Annotated in this window: 16 protein-coding genes; 5 read left to right on the forward strand and 11 right to left on the reverse strand. The window is 64.5% G+C overall.

The features are described from left to right. Positions 1-104: 104 nt before the first annotated feature. From HOP03_00440 to creB, 5 genes are all read right to left on the reverse strand, one after another. Positions 105-989: a carbon-nitrogen hydrolase family protein gene (locus HOP03_00440; protein ID NOT86631.1), complete on the reverse strand. Its 885-nt coding sequence runs from the start codon at positions 987-989 to the stop codon at positions 105-107. After that, positions 986-1,615 carry a GNAT family N-acetyltransferase gene (locus HOP03_00445; protein ID NOT86632.1) on the reverse strand — a complete coding sequence of 210 codons (630 nt, stop codon included), beginning with the start codon at positions 1,613-1,615 and terminating at the stop codon, positions 986-988. The genes HOP03_00440 and HOP03_00445 overlap by 4 nt, the downstream gene beginning before the upstream one ends. Positions 1,616-1,686: 71 nt before the next feature. Further along, the gene (gene creD / locus HOP03_00450) at positions 1,687-3,066 is read right to left on the reverse strand and encodes a cell envelope integrity protein CreD (protein ID NOT86633.1); all 1,380 of its coding nucleotides are present in this window, start codon (positions 3,064-3,066) and stop codon (positions 1,687-1,689) included. Positions 3,067-3,197: 131 nt separating this feature from the next. Further along, on the reverse strand, positions 3,198-4,661 hold the full coding sequence (gene creC / locus HOP03_00455; GenBank protein ID NOT86634.1) for a two-component system sensor histidine kinase CreC: 1,464 nt from the start codon (positions 4,659-4,661) through the stop codon (positions 3,198-3,200). 27 nt (positions 4,662-4,688) lie between these two features. After that, on the reverse strand, positions 4,689-5,378 hold the full coding sequence (creB, locus tag HOP03_00460) for a two-component system response regulator CreB (protein NOT86635.1): 690 nt from the start codon (positions 5,376-5,378) through the stop codon (positions 4,689-4,691). 104 nt (positions 5,379-5,482) lie between these two features. On the opposite strand from creB, the gene HOP03_00465 reads away from it, so the two are divergent. Continuing rightward, positions 5,483-6,343, forward strand: coding sequence for a 23S rRNA (adenine(2030)-N(6))-methyltransferase RlmJ (locus HOP03_00465; protein NOT86636.1), 861 nt, complete (start codon positions 5,483-5,485; stop codon positions 6,341-6,343). An 82-nt stretch (positions 6,344-6,425) separates the two neighbouring features. Continuing rightward, on the forward strand, positions 6,426-7,385 hold the full coding sequence (locus tag HOP03_00470; GenBank protein ID NOT86637.1) for a DUF808 domain-containing protein: 960 nt from the start codon (positions 6,426-6,428) through the stop codon (positions 7,383-7,385). Between the two features lie 18 nt (positions 7,386-7,403). Here HOP03_00470 and HOP03_00475 read toward each other — a convergent pair whose 3' ends face one another. Beyond that, the gene (locus HOP03_00475) at positions 7,404-7,766 is read right to left on the reverse strand and encodes an MmcQ/YjbR family DNA-binding protein (GenBank protein NOT86638.1); all 363 of its coding nucleotides are present in this window, start codon (positions 7,764-7,766) and stop codon (positions 7,404-7,406) included. Between the two features lie 42 nt (positions 7,767-7,808). Here HOP03_00475 and HOP03_00480 point away from each other — a divergent pair, with 42 nt between their 5' ends. After that, the gene (locus HOP03_00480) at positions 7,809-8,363 is read left to right on the forward strand and encodes a GNAT family N-acetyltransferase (GenBank protein ID NOT86639.1); all 555 of its coding nucleotides are present in this window, start codon (positions 7,809-7,811) and stop codon (positions 8,361-8,363) included. Positions 8,364-8,419: 56 nt separating this feature from the next. On the opposite strand, the gene HOP03_00485 is transcribed toward HOP03_00480, so the two are convergent. After that, a complete protein-coding gene (locus HOP03_00485) occupies positions 8,420-8,686 on the reverse strand; it encodes a hypothetical protein (protein ID NOT86640.1) in 267 nt (88 codons plus the stop codon). 160 nt (positions 8,687-8,846) lie between these two features. Here HOP03_00485 and mfd point away from each other — a divergent pair, with 160 nt between their 5' ends. Further along, positions 8,847-12,425 (forward strand): transcription-repair coupling factor, encoded by a 3,579-nt coding sequence (gene mfd / locus HOP03_00490; GenBank protein ID NOT86641.1) that lies wholly within the window; start codon positions 8,847-8,849, stop codon positions 12,423-12,425. After that, positions 12,422-12,964: a histidine phosphatase family protein gene (locus tag HOP03_00495; protein NOT86642.1), complete on the forward strand. Its 543-nt coding sequence runs from the start codon at positions 12,422-12,424 to the stop codon at positions 12,962-12,964. The genes mfd and HOP03_00495 overlap by 4 nt, the downstream gene beginning before the upstream one ends. Positions 12,965-13,037: 73 nt before the next feature. Here HOP03_00495 and virB11 read toward each other — a convergent pair whose 3' ends face one another. From virB11 to HOP03_00515, 4 genes are read right to left on the reverse strand one after another with little or no spacing between them, the layout of a single operon-like run. Then, positions 13,038-14,075 carry a P-type DNA transfer ATPase VirB11 gene (gene virB11, locus HOP03_00500; GenBank protein NOT86643.1) on the reverse strand — a complete coding sequence of 346 codons (1,038 nt, stop codon included), beginning with the start codon at positions 14,073-14,075 and terminating at the stop codon, positions 13,038-13,040. Between the two features lie 41 nt (positions 14,076-14,116). Next, entirely contained in the window at positions 14,117-15,406 is a 1,290-nt protein-coding gene (locus HOP03_00505; GenBank protein ID NOT86644.1) for a TrbI/VirB10 family protein, read from the reverse strand. Continuing rightward, positions 15,403-16,194 carry a TrbG/VirB9 family P-type conjugative transfer protein gene (locus HOP03_00510; GenBank protein NOT86645.1) on the reverse strand — a complete coding sequence of 264 codons (792 nt, stop codon included), beginning with the start codon at positions 16,192-16,194 and terminating at the stop codon, positions 15,403-15,405. The genes HOP03_00505 and HOP03_00510 overlap by 4 nt, the downstream gene beginning before the upstream one ends. Continuing rightward, the gene (locus HOP03_00515) at positions 16,191-17,225 is read right to left on the reverse strand and encodes a conjugative transfer protein (GenBank protein NOT86646.1); all 1,035 of its coding nucleotides are present in this window, start codon (positions 17,223-17,225) and stop codon (positions 16,191-16,193) included. The genes HOP03_00510 and HOP03_00515 overlap by 4 nt, the downstream gene beginning before the upstream one ends. Between the last annotated feature and the right edge of the window lie 50 nt (positions 17,226-17,275).

Genomic DNA, 17,275 nt, shown 5'->3' on the forward strand with positions numbered 1-17,275 from the left:
TGGCCCGCCGTTGCAATATTGCAGTTGCGGATCGAATGATCGAAGCCACTCCGGTCATGGTTTGAAGCGAGCGGAAACGCCGCAACGGCGGGCCAAGGCCCGCCCTACGAACAGCGCTCGACCGTCGCCTGCAACAACTGCGGCGCGAGCTGCCCACGCCAATCGCGATCGTTCGCGACCTGCGCCTGTGCACGGCTGCCGTCGAGCTGCGCGACATCGATATCGGCATACGACCAGCCTGCGCCCTCATTGCTCGCGACCAGGATGCCGTCGACCGGGAAACCGACATCCATCGGCGCGTACACCGCCGCTTCGCCGGTATTGATATCCAGCGCAGGGCTCCACTCGGCTGCTCCGGTGGTCACCGCCTTGGCGACGAAACTGCGGTTTTCCAGCGCGCGCGCAAGGCATCCCACGCGCACGCGCGTTGCGCCCGCCAAGGTATCGGTGCAACTGGGCACCAACAGCAAGTGCGCGCCGGCCTCGCACTGCGCACGTACCGGCAGCGGGAATTCGATGTCGTAGCAGATCGCGATCCCCGCGCGCACGCCGTCGAAATCGAACACTTTCAGCGCATCGCCACCATCGATCACTCCGGTCTTCTTCTCGAAGCCGGTCAGCTGCAGCTTGTCCTGCCAGACCGCGCCGCCCTCCGGCGAAAACAGATCCGCACGATTACGGTAACGGCCGTTCCCGGTGTCGAGCAGGAACGTACCGGCGACGATGCGCATGCCGGTCTCTTGCGACAGCGCCGAATACAGAGCGAGCCATGCCCCGCGATAACGTTGGATCGCGGCGAGCGAAGCATGCAAGTCGTCCCGGATCGGTGCCTCGAAGATCGCGCCCAGTTCCAGCGACAGGTATTCCGGCAGCACGGCGATGTTTGCACCCGCAGAAGCGGCCTCACGAAGCCAGAGGCTCTGCTTTTCCGCGAAATCGTCAAAACGTCGCGGCGCGCCGATGGGATATTTCGCAACCGCGATCTTCATGCGTCAGGCGCCTGTTCCAGGGCGCGCGTCCAGAACGTCAGTGCATGTTCGATCTCTCCGCGACCGGTCTCGTTCCAGTGCAGGCGCATCGTCATCTCCGGCCGGCGCGCGTAGCCGCGCTTTGTCCAGAACACCTCGTTGCCGCGATGTCCTTCCGGGCGACGCGGGTCGTCGGCATCGCGATCCACCGCGCAGAAAGCGGCAAGTTCGAAACGGTCGAGCGCGCGCGCATGCGCTTCGCGATGATCGAAGAACGCATGACCGATGCCGCGACCGCGATATGCCGGCAGCAGGACGGATTCGCCGAAATAGAACACCTTGGACACATCGATGCCTGCCGCTTCGAACGGTGCGCGGAACTCGGCCGAGTCGTCCGCCAGCGGCAATCCGGTGGAGGCGCCGATCACCGCGTCGCCATCGAAGGCAAGCACGAAGACGCTGTCGGCGGAGCGGGCATAGGCATCGAGATACTCGCGTTCGTAGCCGGGATCGCCGTCGTAGAGGTACGGCCAGTCGCGGAACACGGCGATCCGCAGCGCGGCGACCGCGTCGAGATGCGGATGGATCTCGACGCCTGCGACACGGCGGATCTGGATGCGGGAATGATCGGGCGCATTCGAAGTCATGCGTCGATTCTATGCCAAAGAAAACGCCGCGGGCATGAGGCCCGCGGCGTCCAGGAACAACGTGGAAACGATCAGCTGCGCGGCAGCGGCGGCGGATTCGCCGTGCCGACGCTGTACCAGTCGATCTTGCGGGTGACCACCATGATCGCGGCGAGGATCAGGAACAGCAGGCCCGCACCAAGCACCATCGCGTTGTCCTCGGAGATCAGCAGCCCGTACAGCGCGCCGTACAGCGTGGACAGCATCGCGGCGAAGCCGAAACCGCGCAGCCAGGAGCGCAGCACATGACTGACGTAATAGCCCAGCAGGCCGATGCACGCCGCGCTGGCGACGAGATACGCCTTGCCGAATTCCATGTGCTCGGACAGCGCCACCAGCAGCAGGAAGAAGATCGCCAGCGCCAGGCCGACCAGGCCGTACTGGATCGGGTGGATCCGCAGCTGCTTGATCAGCTCGAACATGAAGAAGCCGACGAAGGTCAGCAGCACGAACAGGATGCCGTACTTGCTGGCGCGATCGGCCTGCGAATAGATGTTGACCGGTTCGACCAGCGACACGCCGATGGCATCCAGGCCCGACACCGTTTCGGCATTGTTCTCGGCATCCGCCGATCCAGCGGGCGCCATGCCAGGCACCCGCGAACCGCCGATGTACTGCGCCTGCGCATTGGTCGCCAGCGAAGAGATTTCCCACTCCGCATGGAAGCCCTTGCCGTCGATCGTGCGCTTGCGCGGCAGGAAATCGCCGTTGAACAGCGGATGCGGCCACGGCGAGTCGATGGTGATGATGTTGCGTTTGGCCAACGGCGCGATCGCCAGCGATTCCGTGCCTTCGAGGGTGAAATCGAGTTGGCTGTCGAGGACGATCGCACCGCCGGCCACGGTCACCGGTAGTCGCGCGTGCAGACCGCCGCCGTCGCCGCTGCCCGGGCCCTGCAGCAGTTCGACGTCCTTGCCGTTGATCGTGAGCGTCTGCAGACCGACCACGCCGCGGACATCGGCGATGGCGTAGCTGAGATACGGCTGCCCGATCCTGCGCGGCGCGAGCGCGTCGGCGTCGCTGGGAACGGTGGCCTTGAATTCCGCATGGAGCCGAGTCGCGAATTCGTATTTGCGCACTTCATGCAGGCCGATCTTGCGCACGATCGGTTTCATCGTGCCCTTGGCTTCCAGGGTCTCCGGGAAGAACATCCAGAGCCCGCTGTCTTCGCGCCGCACCTTGCGGGTGAACCCCTGGTTGTCCTTCTCCTCGACTTCGACCAGCTCGGTGTACGGCACCATCAGCACCGGCCCCGAGAGCGCCTGCGCGCCCGCCGAACTGCGCGCGACGGTCTGCACCGCCTCACGACGGTAATTCTGCCGGTCCTGGATGGTGCCGCGGATCATCAGCAGCGGAACGAGAATGGCGATGGTCAATCCAATCACCATGAGAATCTTCAGGAACAATCGCATGTCGGCCTCCGACGTTGTGGACGGCGCCAGTGTCGACAAGGCATGCGGGGCGGCGATGGCGGCTGTGTGAAGCCGAAGTGAAGCAGCAGGAGGATTCCCTGTGGGCGATTCGCTCGACGGATCCGCTTCGATCAGAGGGCGGGCAAACTCAAGCTGGCCGCTGCGCCGCCGCCTTCGCGATTGGCCAATGCGACGCCGCCGCCATGCAGCTCCACCGCCTCGGCGACGAAACATAGCCCCAGGCCGCTGCTGCGGCTGCTGCCGTCCGGGCGCGGCAGCGAGTAGAAGCGCTCGAATGTACGTTCCAGCGCGTAGTCCGGCACGCCCGGGCCCCGATCCAGCACCTCGACGATGAGACCGCCCGCTTCGCGCCGCAGATGCAGCTCGACCTCGCTGCCGCTCGGCGCGAAATCCGCCGCGTTGTCGAGCAGATTGAGCAGCGACTGCCGCAGCAGGAACGGATCGCCGGAGACACGCAGGCCACGCGCGTCGGCATCTGCGACGATGCTCAACCTCAGCGACGCCTGCGCGTATTTCGGCGCGATCCGTTCCGCGGCTTCGTCGGCGATGACGCGCATATCGACCGGCTGCGGCTGCTCGATCCGCTGCCGATGCTCCACCGCCGCCAGCGCCAGCAGCTTGTCGATCATCTCGGCCATGCGCTCGCTCTGGGCGCGGATCGTCGCGACGAAACGCGCGCGGTCCGTCGCAGGCATCGGCGCAATGGCGCTGTCGGCGGTCTGCAGCAGTTCGGCGCTGCCGCGGATCGCCGCGAGCGGGCTTTTGAGTTCGTGGGTCAGCGCGTGGACGTACTGCTCGACGTACTGCTTGCCTTCGAGTCTGGCGCGCATGGTTTCCAGCGCACGGCCGAGATCGCCGAATTCACCCGCGCTGTCGGGCGGAGTCGCGCGTTCGCCGGCAGTGACCGCATCGGCGTAACGGCGCAGCGCGCCGAGCTGGCGCGACAGCCACCACGCCGCCAGCAGACCGATCACCAATGCCGCGCCGAGCAGCACCGACCCCCAGCGCAGGATCACGCCCTGGCTGCGGGCGATGAACGGCGCGATGGTCTGGTTGGGCTTGGCGACGGTCAGCACGCCGACGATGCGAGAGGTTCCGCCGTCGCGGACGATGATCGGCGCGGCCACATGCATGACCGAACTGGCTTCGTCGTTCGGGTCGCTGCGCGAGGAGCGCGCTCCATAACGACCGCGCAAGGTGAGATGGACATCGTTCCAGCGCGAATAATCCTTGCCGACATCCTGTCCGCTGGAATCGAACACGACGATCCCCCGCGCATCGGTGACATAGATGCGGGTGCTGACCTTGCGCTTGGTGAAGCCCCAGATTTCGGCGCCGAGGTCGCGATCGGTCAGCGCGCGCACGTGCGCGGCGAAACGGCCGTCGTCGATGCGTCCGGCGATCAGATCGTCCTTGGCCTGCTCCGCCAGCAGATTGGCGGTATCGACGAGGGTGTCTTCCATCGCCTGGCGCACGCCGGGCTTCACTTCCTGCAGGAACACGCGACCCAGCAGCAGCGCGGCCAGCGCCACGATCAGGAAATAACCGAGCAGGATGCGAAGACCGATCCTCATGTCGTGATGTTCACGTCCGCGCCGCCGTCATCCACCGATGTCCAGCGAATAGCCCAGGCCGCGATGGGTACGGATCGGATCGTCCTGCTCATTCAGGCTGCGCAGCTTCGCGCGCAGGGTCTTGATATGCGTGTCGACGGTGCGGTCGCCGCTTTCCAGTGCATCCGCCCACACCCGGTCCATCAACTGCGTCCGCGACAGCACCGCACCCGGACGGTGCATGAGGACTTCGAGCAGCCCGTATTCGTAGCGGGTGAGATCGAGCGCATGGCCGCAGTAGCGGATGCGCTTGCCTTCGCGATCGATCTCGAACGTCCCCTGCGCCTGCCAGCTCGCGGTCTCGGTCTGCACGCGCCGACGCAGCCGCGCGCGCACCCGCGCCACCAGTTCGCGCGGCGAGAAAGGCTTCACCACATAGTCGTCGGCGCCCAGCTCCAGACCGACCACGCGGTCGATCTCGCTGTCGCGCGCGGTGAGGAAGATCACCGGCACTTCGCTGAAGGTCCGCAGCGTACGGCAGACCTCGAAGCCGGTGATGTCCGGCAGGCCGACATCCAGCACCACCAGATCGATCCCGCCAGCGCGCACTTTCGGCGCGACTTCGCCCCCCAGCAGCACGTGCTCGGCCGTGAAACCCTCGCTGCGCAGCGCATAGAGCACGGTCTCGGCGATCGCGGTTTCGTCTTCGGCGATGAGGATGGTCGGCGTGGCGGCCATGGCGGGCGTCGGAAAGGCGGCGTCGGGCATTGTAGGCCGTTCACGGCCGGGGATTCGCATACCATGACGGGCTCGCATCCGCGCCGCCGCATGAACCACACCGCATGAATTACCGTCACGCCTTCCACGCCGGCAACCACGCCGATGCGCTCAAGCACGTCGCGCTGCTGGCCCTGTGCGACGCGCTGGCCGCGAAACCGGCGCCGCTGTATGCGCTGGATACCCATGCCGGCGCCGGCGTGTATCTGCTGGATGGGGCAGAAGCGATGAAGACCGGCGAAGCCAGCGGCGGCATCAACCGGCTTCTGGACAAGCCGCCGCAGGATCCCGCGATCGCCCGTTATCTCGCGGCGGTCGCCACCTGTCGCGCGGAGACCGGCCAGCCCCTCGCCTACCCCGGCTCGCCGTGGCTGCTGGCGCATGCGCTGCGCGACCAGGACCGCATCGCCTGCTGCGAATTGCGCGACGAGGAAGCGGCGCTGTTGAAACACAATCTCGGCTGCGACATGCGGATCGCCGTGCATGCCCGCGACGGCTACGCGGCGATGTGTGCGCTGCTGCCGCCGAAGATCGGCACGACGAAATTCGCGCGCGGCCTGGTGCTGATCGATCCGCCCTACGAAACCCAGCTCGACGAGTTCGACACCGCGCGGACCGCGCTGAAGGATGCGCTGGAACGCTGGCCGCAGGCCGTGTATGCACTGTGGTATCCGATCAAACGACGCAGCACGCTGATGCCGTTCTATCGCAGCGCCGCGACGCTGCACGCGAAATCGGTCCTGCTGTGCGAACTGCTGGTGCGCGCGGACGACTCGCCGCTGCGGATGAACGGCAGCGGCCTGTTGATCCTCAATGCGCCGTGGCAGTTCGACCGCCGGCTGCAGGCCAGCGTCGGGGCGCTTCGCAATGCGCTCGGCGAGCCCGGCGCGTCTTCCCGGGTCGAATGGCTGCGCGAAGCGGCCTGAACGCTGGCGTGGCGATCCGCCCGATCTCCGGCGACGCGGCGTCTATGCGAAAATCCTAGGCCCGTTTCCACTGACCTTCGCCATGGCCGGTTCCAGCCTGTTCGCCCTGATCGACGACATCGCCACCTTGCTCGACGACGTGTCGGTGATGACCAAGGTCGCCACCCAGAAGACCGCCGGTGTCCTCGGCGACGATCTGGCGCTCAACGCGCAACAGGTTTCCGGCGTCAACGCCGACCGCGAATTGCCGGTGGTGTGGGCCGTGGCGAAGGGCTCCATGGTCAACAAGGCGATCCTGGTGCCGGCCGCGCTGGCGATCAGCGCCCTGGAGCACTGGCTGCATTCGCGCGGGATGAATGTCCCGTTGATCACGCCGCTGCTCATGCTCGGCGGTGCGTTCCTCTGCTACGAAGGCGTGGAGAAGCTGGCGCACAAGTTCCTTCACAGCAAGGCCGAGGACGACAAGCACCACGTCGAACTGATCGAAGCGGTCGCCGACGAACAGGTCGACATGGTCGCGTTCGAAAAAGACAAGATCAAAGGCGCGATCCGCACCGATTTCATCCTGTCGGCCGAAATCATCGTGATTTCGCTGGGCACGGTGGCGCAGCAGGATTTGACGCGGCAGCTGGCCGTGCTGGTGGCGATCGCGCTGATCATGACCGTCGGCGTGTACGGCCTGGTCGGCGGCATCGTCAAGCTGGACGATCTCGGTCTGCTGCTCAATCGCGACACGCGTGAAAGCGGATTGGCGAAACTCAAGCGCAGTCTCGGCGGCATGATCCTGCGTGGCGCGCCGTACCTGATGAAATTCCTGTCGATCGCCGGTACCGCGGCCATGTTTCTGGTCGGCGGCAGCATCCTGGTCCATGGCATCGCGCCGCTGCACCACTTCATCGAAGCCTACAACGCCGGGAGCTTCGGCTGGCTGGTGACGATGCTGTTCGATGCGGCCGTGGGTATCGGCGCGGGTGCGATCGTGGTCGCCGCGGTCACTGCGGTTTCCAGGCTGCGCAAGCCCAATGCGCCGAAACCTGCCTGACCCTCGGTTGCCACGCCCTCAGTTCCTGGACACGTCCATTGCGGCCAGTCGTCGCTGCTCAGCCTTGGGCAACTTGGCGCGCACCAGCTCATAACTGCGACGCAACAGCGCATGCAACTCCGCCTCGGCCAAGACGCGCGGCTCGACGACGCTGACCCAGCGGGCCCGGGCCAGATAGGGCGCGGGGATCACGCCGGGACGTTCCGTCAGCTCAAGGAACCGCTCATCCTCGACTTTGAAGCTCAGGCGACCGCTGCCGCCGGTATCCAGCACGCAGAACATCTTGCCGACCACGGAAAACACGAGGTCCGCACCCCATTTGATGTCTTCGGTGACGCCGGGCCAGGCACCGGCCACGGCGCGTAACGATTCGGGCTTCATGCCTAGAGCATAGCTTCATCTTCCCCGTGCCAAGATAGGGCAGTGAAACACCGCGACCGACTCCCACCCTGGCACGAGTACAAACGGCTGCTCAATGGCCGTGAGGTACTGATCCGGCCGATCCGGCCCGAAGACGCGGAGCCGCTACGCCTCGGTTTCGGCCTGCTGCGCCCCGATGAGATCCGCCAGCGCTTTCTCTACGCGATCAAGGAATTGACCCCGGAGACCGCCGACAAGCTCTGTCGACCGGACCCGGAACGCGAATTCGCGCTGGTGGTGTCCGAACCGATGCCTGCCGGCGAAGCGCTGATCGGCGCAGTGGCGAGAGTCGCGATCACACCGGATACCCGCGAAGCCGAGTTCGCCATTCTCGTCAGCCATTTCATCAGCGGCATGGGCCTCGGCCGGCACTTGATGCTGCGACTGGTGCGTTGGGCACGACGCAAGCAACTCACGCGACTCTACGGCGAGGTGCTGGAGCACAACACCGCGATGCTGGCGCTCGTGCATTCGCTGGGCTTCCATCGCGAAACCTCGGACTCGCCGGGGCTCGTGCGGGTGACGCTGGACCTGGCGCAGGCTCCGGTATCCGGATAAACGACGACGGCGCGCATATCGTCCCGACCGGACGCGCCGTCATCGTCCCAGCACGATCAGAAGGGCATTTCGATCTGATCGACCTGATCGCAGCGATACATCCGCTGGCTTGAACCGGCGCCGGTTTCGCCTACCAGCGGGAATCCGCAGGCGCCGACGGCCTCGACCCCGACCAGACTGCCGTTGCTGTCGTAATGGCTGGTGACGGATATCTGCTCCCATGGCCAATAGGCCAGGGCCGACAGCGATACCGCCGCAGTGGCCAGGAACGTGGCCGCCAGTACGAAACGACGGGACGTGGACTTGCGCATCGGGTGAGTCATGGCCTTCCTCCATAAAGAACGTCGGGAACACGGGGAACAACGGGGTCGCGACACCGGTGCCATCTTCCGGCAGGCGGCGCGGTCGAAGCAGCAGGGGCGCCGACCCGACGCATCATAGCGGCGGCTTCCGACAGGAAACACGACCTGCGCCCGGAGATCCATGCCAAGCAAGGTGACGCCACGATCCACCAGGGCTAACCTAGCCGCCCGCTGCACCCTCCAAGGCACCGTGTCCTCTTCCGCATCCGTACCCGACCCCCACTCCGCCCTGTTGCCGAAATCCGGGCAGTCGCGCGCATGGTGGCGTGCACCGGCAAGTGCGAGCGCGTTGGCATGGACGATCCAGCGCGTCGCGCGTGCGCACGACGGCCCGCTGCTGGCGATCGTGCGCGACAACCAGTCTGCGCATCAGCTCGAACACGATCTGCGCACCCTGACCGGCACGAACGACCCGCTGCCGGTGATGCATTTCCCCGATTGGGAAACCCTGCCCTACGACCAGTTCAGCCCGCATCCCGACATCGTGTCGCAGCGGCTCGCCGCCTTGCACCGCCTGCCGACGCTGCAGCGCGGCGTGGTGGTGGTGCCGGTGCAGACGCTGATGCAGCGCCTCGCGCCGTTGGCGCACCTGGTCGGCGGCAGTTTCGATGTGCGCGTCGGCCAGCGGCTGGACATGGATGCGGAAAAGCGCAGGCTCGAAGGCGCCGGCTATCGCAACGTGCCGCAGGTGTTCGATCCCGGCGATTTCGCGGTGCGCGGCGGACTGCTCGACATCTATCCGATGGGCGCCGAAGAACCCTATCGCATCGAGTTGCTCGACGACGAGATCGACACGATCCGCGCCTTCGACCCGGAATCGCAGCGCTCGCTGGAGAAATACGAGTCGGTGCAGATGCTGCCCGGCCGCGAAGTGCCGATGGAAGGCGATGCGCTGCAGCGCGCGATGGACACATTGCGCGACCGCTTCGATATCGACACCCGCCGCAGCGGTCTGTTCCAGGATCTGAAAGCCGGGCTGACGCCGGCCGGCATCGAGTACTACCTGCCGCTGTTCTTCGAGCGCACCGCGACCCTGTTCGATTACCTCACCGAACACGCGCTTCCGATCCTCGGCGAAGGCGTGAACGAAGCCGCCGATCACTTCTGGCGCACCACCGGCGAACGCTACGAACAGCGCCGACACGATATCGAGCGACCGCTGTTGCCGCCTGCGGAACTCTATCTGCCGCCGGACACGCTGCGCGAAACGCTCAACCGGGGCCAACGCATCGAAATCTGCGGCGAAGCTCATCCGCGTCGCGATGAATCCCTGGCGACGGGCACCCGGCCGGCACCGGATCTGCCGCTCGTGGCGAAGGACTCGGCACCGGCAGCGGCGCTGACATCGTTCCTGTCGGCCTATCCGGGGCGGCTGCTCATCGCTGCGGACTCGGCCGGTCGCCGCGAAGCGCTGCTCGAAGTGCTGCAGGCGGTGGACCTGCGTCCGCGTGTGGTCGCCAACTTCCAGGCCTTCATCGAAGCGGTCGCCAGCGGCGCCGTCGAGAAGGCCTTCATCGCGGTCGCACCGCTCGACAACGGTTTCGCGGTCGATGCAACAGTGCCCTGGGTCGTCGTCACCGACCGCCAGCTGTTCCCGGATCGCGCCTCGCAGCCGCGTCGCCGCAAGCGTGCCGGCCGCGAGCCCGAAGCGATCATCCGCGACCTCGGCGAATTGAGCGAAGGCGCACCGGTGGTGCACGAGGATCACGGCGTCGGTCGCTATCGCGGACTGATCACGCTCGAAGCGGGCGGCCAGCTCGGCGAATACCTCGACATCGAATACGCCAAGGGCGACCGCCTGTACGTGCCGGTCACCCAACTGCATCTGGTCAGCCGCTATTCCGGCGCGTCGCCGGAAACCGCACCGCTGCATTCGCTCGGCGGCGAAGCCTGGGCCAGGGCGAAAAAGAAAGCCGCCGAGAAAGTCCGCGATGTCGCGGCGGAACTGCTCGAAATCCAGGCGAAACGCCACGCGCGCGCAGGGCTGGCGCTGGACGTCGATCGCGCCAGCTACGAACCCTTCGCCGCCAGTTTCCCGTTCGAGGAAACCCCCGATCAGCTGGCATCGATCGAAGCGGTCTTGCGCGATCTCGCGTCATCGCGGCCGATGGATCGCGTGGTCTGCGGCGATGTCGGTTTCGGCAAGACCGAAGTCGCGGTACGCGCTGCGTTCGCGGCGGCGATCGGCGGCAAACAGGTCGCAGTGCTGGTACCGACCACGCTGCTCGCCGAACAGCACTACCGCACGATGCGCGACCGCTTCGCCGACTGGCCACTCAAGGTCGAAGTGCTGTCGCGCTTCAAGTCGACGAAAGAGATCAAGGCCGAAATCGAAAAACTGGCCGACGGCCGGATCGATGTGATCGTCGGCACCCACCGCCTGTTGCAGGGCGACGTGAAGTTCAAGGATCTGGGGCTGGTCATCGTCGACGAAGAACAGCGCTTCGGCGTGCGCCAGAAGGAAGCGCTGAAGGCGCTGCGCGCCAACGTGCATCTGTTGACCCTCACCGCAACGCCGATTCCGCGCACGCTGAACATGGCGATGACCGGGCTGCGCGATCTGTCGATCATCGCCACGCCGCCCGCGCACCGGCTCGCGGTGCAGACCTTCGTGGTGCCATGGGACGACACCCAGTTGCGCGAAGCCTTCCAGCGCGAACTGTCGCGCGGCGGCCAGGTGTATTTCCTGCACAACGATGTCGAAAGCATCGGCCGCATGCAGCGCGAACTCGAAGCCCTGGTACCGGAGGCGCGGATCGGCATCGCCCATGGGCAGATGCCCGAGCGCGAACTGGAACGGGTGATGCTCGATTTCCACAAGCAGCGTTTCAATGTGCTGCTGTGCTCGACGATCATCGAATCCGGCATCGACATCCCGAACGCCAACACCATCGTCATCAATCGCGCCGACAAATTCGGGCTCGCGCAGTTGCACCAGCTGCGCGGCCGAGTCGGTCGTTCGCACCATCGCGCCTATGCCTATCTGGTGATTCCCGACGGCCGCACCATCACTGCGGATGCGCGCAAGCGACTGGATGCGATCGCATCGATGGACGAACTCGGCGCGGGCTTCACGCTCTCCACCCACGATCTGGAAATCCGTGGCGCGGGCGAACTGCTCGGCGAGGATCAGAGCGGGCAGATGGCGGAAGTCGGCTTTTCGCTGTACACCGAACTGCTGGAACGCGCGGTCCGCAGCATCAAGCAAGGCAAGCTGCCCGGCGTGGATGCGCTCGGTCTCGATCTTCACGATCATCGTGGCGCCGATGTCGATCTGCATATCCCTGCGTTGATTCCGGACGATTATCTGCCCGACGTGCATACGCGCCTCACCCTGTACAAGCGCGTGAGCAGCGCGCGCGATGTCGATGCGCTGCGCGAACTGCAGGTGGAAATGATCGATCGCTTCGGATTGCTCCCGGATCCGGCGAAGCATCTGTTCGCCACCGCCGAACTCAAGCTCGACGCGACCGGACTGGGCATTCGCAAACTCGATCTGGGCGCGACCGGCGGACGCATCCAGTTCGTCGAAAAGCCCAACGTCGACCCGATGTCGGTGATTCGTCTGATCCAAGGCCAGCCGAAGCATTACCAGATGGATGGGCCGGACAAACTGCGGATCAAGCTCGATCTGCCGGATGCCACCTCGCGTTTGCAGGCCGCTCGCGGGCTGCTCGCGACACTGAAGATCACATCATGACGCACGCATCGCTACGCACACGGATCACGGCGCTGGCATTGTCGGCACTGGCCTTCGGCTGCGCGACGTTTCCCTCCCCCACCACGACACCCGCTGCAACAGCAGGCGAAACGATTTTCGTGGTTGTTCGTCACGCCGAAAAAGCCACGGACGACCCGAAAGATCCGACGCTGACCGCATCGGGCCATGCGCGGGCGCAGCGTGTGGCCGGGCGCCTGGCCGATGCGCGCGTGTCGGCGGTGTACGCCACCGGCTATCGACGCACGCAGTCGACTGCCGCGCCGACCGCGCGCGCACATGGTCTTGACGTTCGCACCTACGATGCATCGACGGCTGCTGCGGAACTCGCTGCGCGACTGCGGAGCGCCCATGCCTCGGGATGGGTTCTGGTGGTCGGTCACAGCAACACCGTTCCCGCGATCGCGGGCGCATTGTGCGGATGCGAAGTCGCGCCGCTGCGCGAGGACGAATACGACCGCTGGATCAGGATCCGCACGGATCGCGACGGTACGACGACACTGGAAGAAGAGCGTTACTGAAATACCGGAAGTCGATCGTCGCTGATTTCGACGCGGGGCGGCCCCCACGAATACGGAGGATTCGACGGTTGATTCAGAGGCCGAGCATGCGCTTGGGATCGTAATCGATGCCGGTGATGTAACGGCGGCCCGCATGCGCCTTGATGTGGACGACGATATCGATGGTCAGCATCAGCAGGCGCTTGATCACTTCGAATTCCAGACCGGAGCCCTCGGTCGACGCCTTGACCATCAATCCGAGCTGGTCCCAGGTCTGCGCAGTGCTGCCGGCATGGCAGCTCGTGATCGAGCCCGGATGGCCGGACGCGCAGTTGCGGATGAAGTAGAACGCCTCGTCGCCGCGAAGCTCGGCCAGGATGATCCGGTCGGGCTTCATGCGCAGACAGGCTTCCATGCATGTCTTGGCGGTGACGTTGCTGGCGCTCTGGCCGCCCTTGGAATACAGCAGATGCACGATGTTCGGCTGTTCGATGAACAGTTCGCGGGCGTCTTCGATGGTGACCAGGCGCTCTTCGTGCGGAATATGGCCCACCAGCGATTTCATGAACGTGGTCTTGCCGCTGCCGGTCGCGCCGGCGACCACCACATTCTTCTTGTACAGCACCGCTTTCTTGAAGAATTCCGCGTAGTTCCGCTCCGCGCGCAACTCCAGCAGCTCGCGGTCGTGATCGCTGATTTCCGGAGCGCCCTCGAGGATCTGTTTGAAGAAGCCGCTTTCCTCGTAGCTCTGCAGCGTGAAGTTCCGCTTGGCCGGCAAGCGGATGGTGATCGATGTCTTGCCTGCATCGCATGCCGGCGGGATCACGAACTGGGCACGCTGGCCGGTCGGGAACGTCAGCGACACCACCGGATCGACGTCGGTGATGCGCTGGCCGGTATTGCTTTCGTTGACGACGGCGGTGCAGAACTGCCGCGCCCGCTCGAAAGTGAGCGACGGCACTTCGACGTGCCGCCACCCTTTGTTCGTCTCCAGGTACAGCTCACCTGGCTTGTTGATGCAGATTTCGGTGACTTCCGGGGAGCTCATGTACTCGAGGATGCCGAGCACACTGTACTGGTACTCCAGAAAATCGTTGGAAACGTTGGCGATCGGTGAGTTGTCGATATCCATGGAGACGGGTCAGTACTGCTGTTGATCGCTAGTGGAAGCGATCAACGACGCGCAACAACGCCGGAGAAATCGACGTCGCCCGCGACATAGATATTCAGCACCGTGCCTTGATTGATCGTGACCGTGGCCGGACGGGCCAGCGACTTGCTCAACACCTGGTTGGCCAATCGCTCCGTCGTCTTCGCGGTATTGCTCTCGAAGGGTTGGGTGACGATGTTGCCGCCAGTGGTGACCGAGTCGGTCGCGGGACCTTCCGTCGCAGCGTAGTATTTGAAGACGTCGCTGATGAGGCTGATCATCAGGGCGGAACTCAACTTGCTGAACCAGTGCCCGTTGTAATCGCCCGGATGGCCGGAGCCGCCGAGATTGTCGACACCGGGGCCTTCGAGGGTGACGTCCAGGCCGTTCGGCGTCGTGATGCGGTCCCAGATGACGGCGACACGCGGGCCGGTGGGCTCGCCCTGATAGCGTCCGAGCGCTTTCGATCCCTTCGGAAGCAGCAGTTTGCGTCCGTTGATCGAATACACGGGCTCGGTGACGATGCACGAGGTGTAGCCCGGGTAGTCGGTGACGATCCGCGTCTCGAGCACGCAACGAATGTAGGTGCCACGGACCAGCAGCGTGTCGGGATTACGCAGGTATTGGGCGATGCTCACCTTGGTGGCGGTGTCGCGCGCCTGTCCGGCCGCCGCCTGCGGCGCACCACCGTTGGCCTGCTGCTGGGCGCTCCTCAGGTTGTCGAGCATGGCGTCCAGCACCTGTGCGTTCTGGTCCTGCCCCGGGGGGCCGCCAGCACCACTGATGCGCCCGCCACCTTCTCCGCCGGCACCCATGCGGCGCTCGGCCAATGTCGGGCCCTGCGGCCCGGCGGGCGCAGGCGGATCGCGATAGTCATCGCGCGGTCCCGTGCGGTTCTGCGCGGCGCGCGTCGGCTCTTCCGGCGGCAACGGCGGCAGTTCCTGGATCGGTACCGGCTGCGGTTCCTGCTGCAGTTCGGCGAAGTCGGGGCTTCCGGCCGTATTCGTGCCTTTCGGCAGTTCCGGAATGACGACTTTTTCCTCGCGCGGCTTCTCGACGGCCTCTTCCTTGTCGGAAGAAGCATTCTTGATGACGATGATCGTCATCAATACCAGCAGCGCAACGATACCGGCGAGGAACATCAAGGCCTTGCGGTTGACGCGCTGCGAGTCGACGGATTTGAGCTGCGGGGCGCCTGCATCGAGATCAGGCTGGTCCTGCGACTGCTGGGCGCTGTAATAAGGATTGCTGCCCTGGTTGTCGGAATAGTTGCCGGACTGGCCCGGCGGGTTCGGCGGCAGATTCTGGTTCACTTTTGCTTGTTCCTTCTCAGACCGACGACGTTCTTCCCGTGACGGATGACCAGGAAGGGATAGGTGCCATGGACGACGAGGGTACTGTCCTCGACTGTCGTATTGACCAGGAAATCCTCACCGCCCTCGCGTTCGCGGCCATACACGGCCGGGAAATCGCCAGTCGGGAAACGGTTGATGTTCGCCAAATTGATATACGTGAACTGTCCGTCATCGTAGACGTTGACCGGCACCAGCCACTTGTTCTTGGTTCGGGTCGAATACGAATAATCGAAATAATACGCGCGATCCTTGTCGAGCGAAGTCTCGATCTCGCTGGTCCGCGGCTTCGGCGCGTTCCCCGCCTTGCTGGCCGCCAACTGCTCGGCCGAGAACGCCGTGTTGTTCGGATAGCTGAAGGTGATCTTGTAATGCACGCCGGCACGTTTCGCCTGTTCCAACGCCGTCCAATCGGTCGCGACGACCTTGAGCTCGAACAGATAGGAGTGGGTGGCGGTACGCACCATCATGTTGGTGTCGACGTCGACATTCTTCGGCTTCAGATAGAAGACATTCTCGCGCCGGTTCAACTCCCAGCCCGAATTGAAACCGGTGCTGTAGTCGAGAATCTCTTCGCTCTGACTGAGCTCGATCTGGGTGGTGATGCCCAGACCCGTCCGCACCTCGTAGATCCGGTCCGGTTCGTATTCGTATTCGACGATGACCTGTGCGAATGCCGGCGTCGCCAGCGTCATCGACGCCAGGACACAGAGCAATACCGCATAGCAAGAGCGATGCAAGCGACTCATCTGTTGCCTACTCCATTGACTTGATTGGGGGCCTGCACGGCCGGAGCCTGCGGCTGACCTGCCGGCGGATATGTGCCTGCAGGAACGGCTGGATTCTGCGGCTGCGGCTGCGCTGTGGGAACGCCGCCTTCGCCGAAATCAGGAGCGGCCGGATAGCCTTGGACCGGCTGACCTTGCACGGGTTGGCCCTGGGCCGGATAGGCCTGGGCGGGTTGGCCGGGATAGGGCTGTGCGCCGGGCTGCGCCGGGTAGGCGGCCACGGGCTGCTGCTGCGCCGTAACGGGGACCTCGGCGGGCGGAGATGGCGCGAAATCGTTGTCCACCGTGTATTCGGTGACCTGGAAACCCAGTGGATTGACGTAGCGCTGCTTCTCGTCCATCTCCAGGTTCGCTTTGTAAGTGAACTCGAGCCGGGCGATCTTGCTGTCGAGCGGCTCGGTCGCACCGTTCTTCTTGTTGTAGATCGAACGCTGGTAGCGGACGGTCGCGCTCTTGCGGGCATTCTCGCCCTGCCCTCTCTGATCCAACTGGATGCTGAGGATCTTCACCCGGATCGAGCGGTCCTTTCCGTAGACCTTGTATGGGCTTTCCAGATTGTCGGCCGCGTGGATGGCCGCGTAACCGGCACGCACGTTCGACGAAGACATGCTGTTGATCAGCGTCCAATCGCGCAATGCCATCATCGCGGAGTCGAACGATTCGCGTCCGATGATGTACTGCGCGACGTTGCTGCGATTCAGCGCTTCGCTCTGGGTGATGCTCTTCGGGCTGCTGAAGTCGCCGCGCAGGGTCGCCACCGTGGCTTGTCCGGTGAAGGCATCGGCCATGATCAGATAAGGCACTTCTTTTTTCAGCGGGAGGATGTAGATGAAACCTCCCAACATGATCAGGACCATGAAGATCGCGACCCACGCGATCATCCAGGCGCGCTTTTCGCTGCGCTTTGCGATATCGGCAATACTGACCTCGAAATTGATGCTTTTCGCGGTGGCGTTATCGATCTGTGGCGTGTTTTTTTGCTTGCCGAACATTCTGAAGCCTGTGACCGGATATGTGAGAGGGAACGAGCGCGCGTCGAGAC

The sequence above is a fragment of the Lysobacter sp. genome (assembly GCA_013141175.1).
In the GTDB taxonomy this organism is placed as follows: domain Bacteria; phylum Pseudomonadota; class Gammaproteobacteria; order Xanthomonadales; family Xanthomonadaceae; genus Lysobacter_I.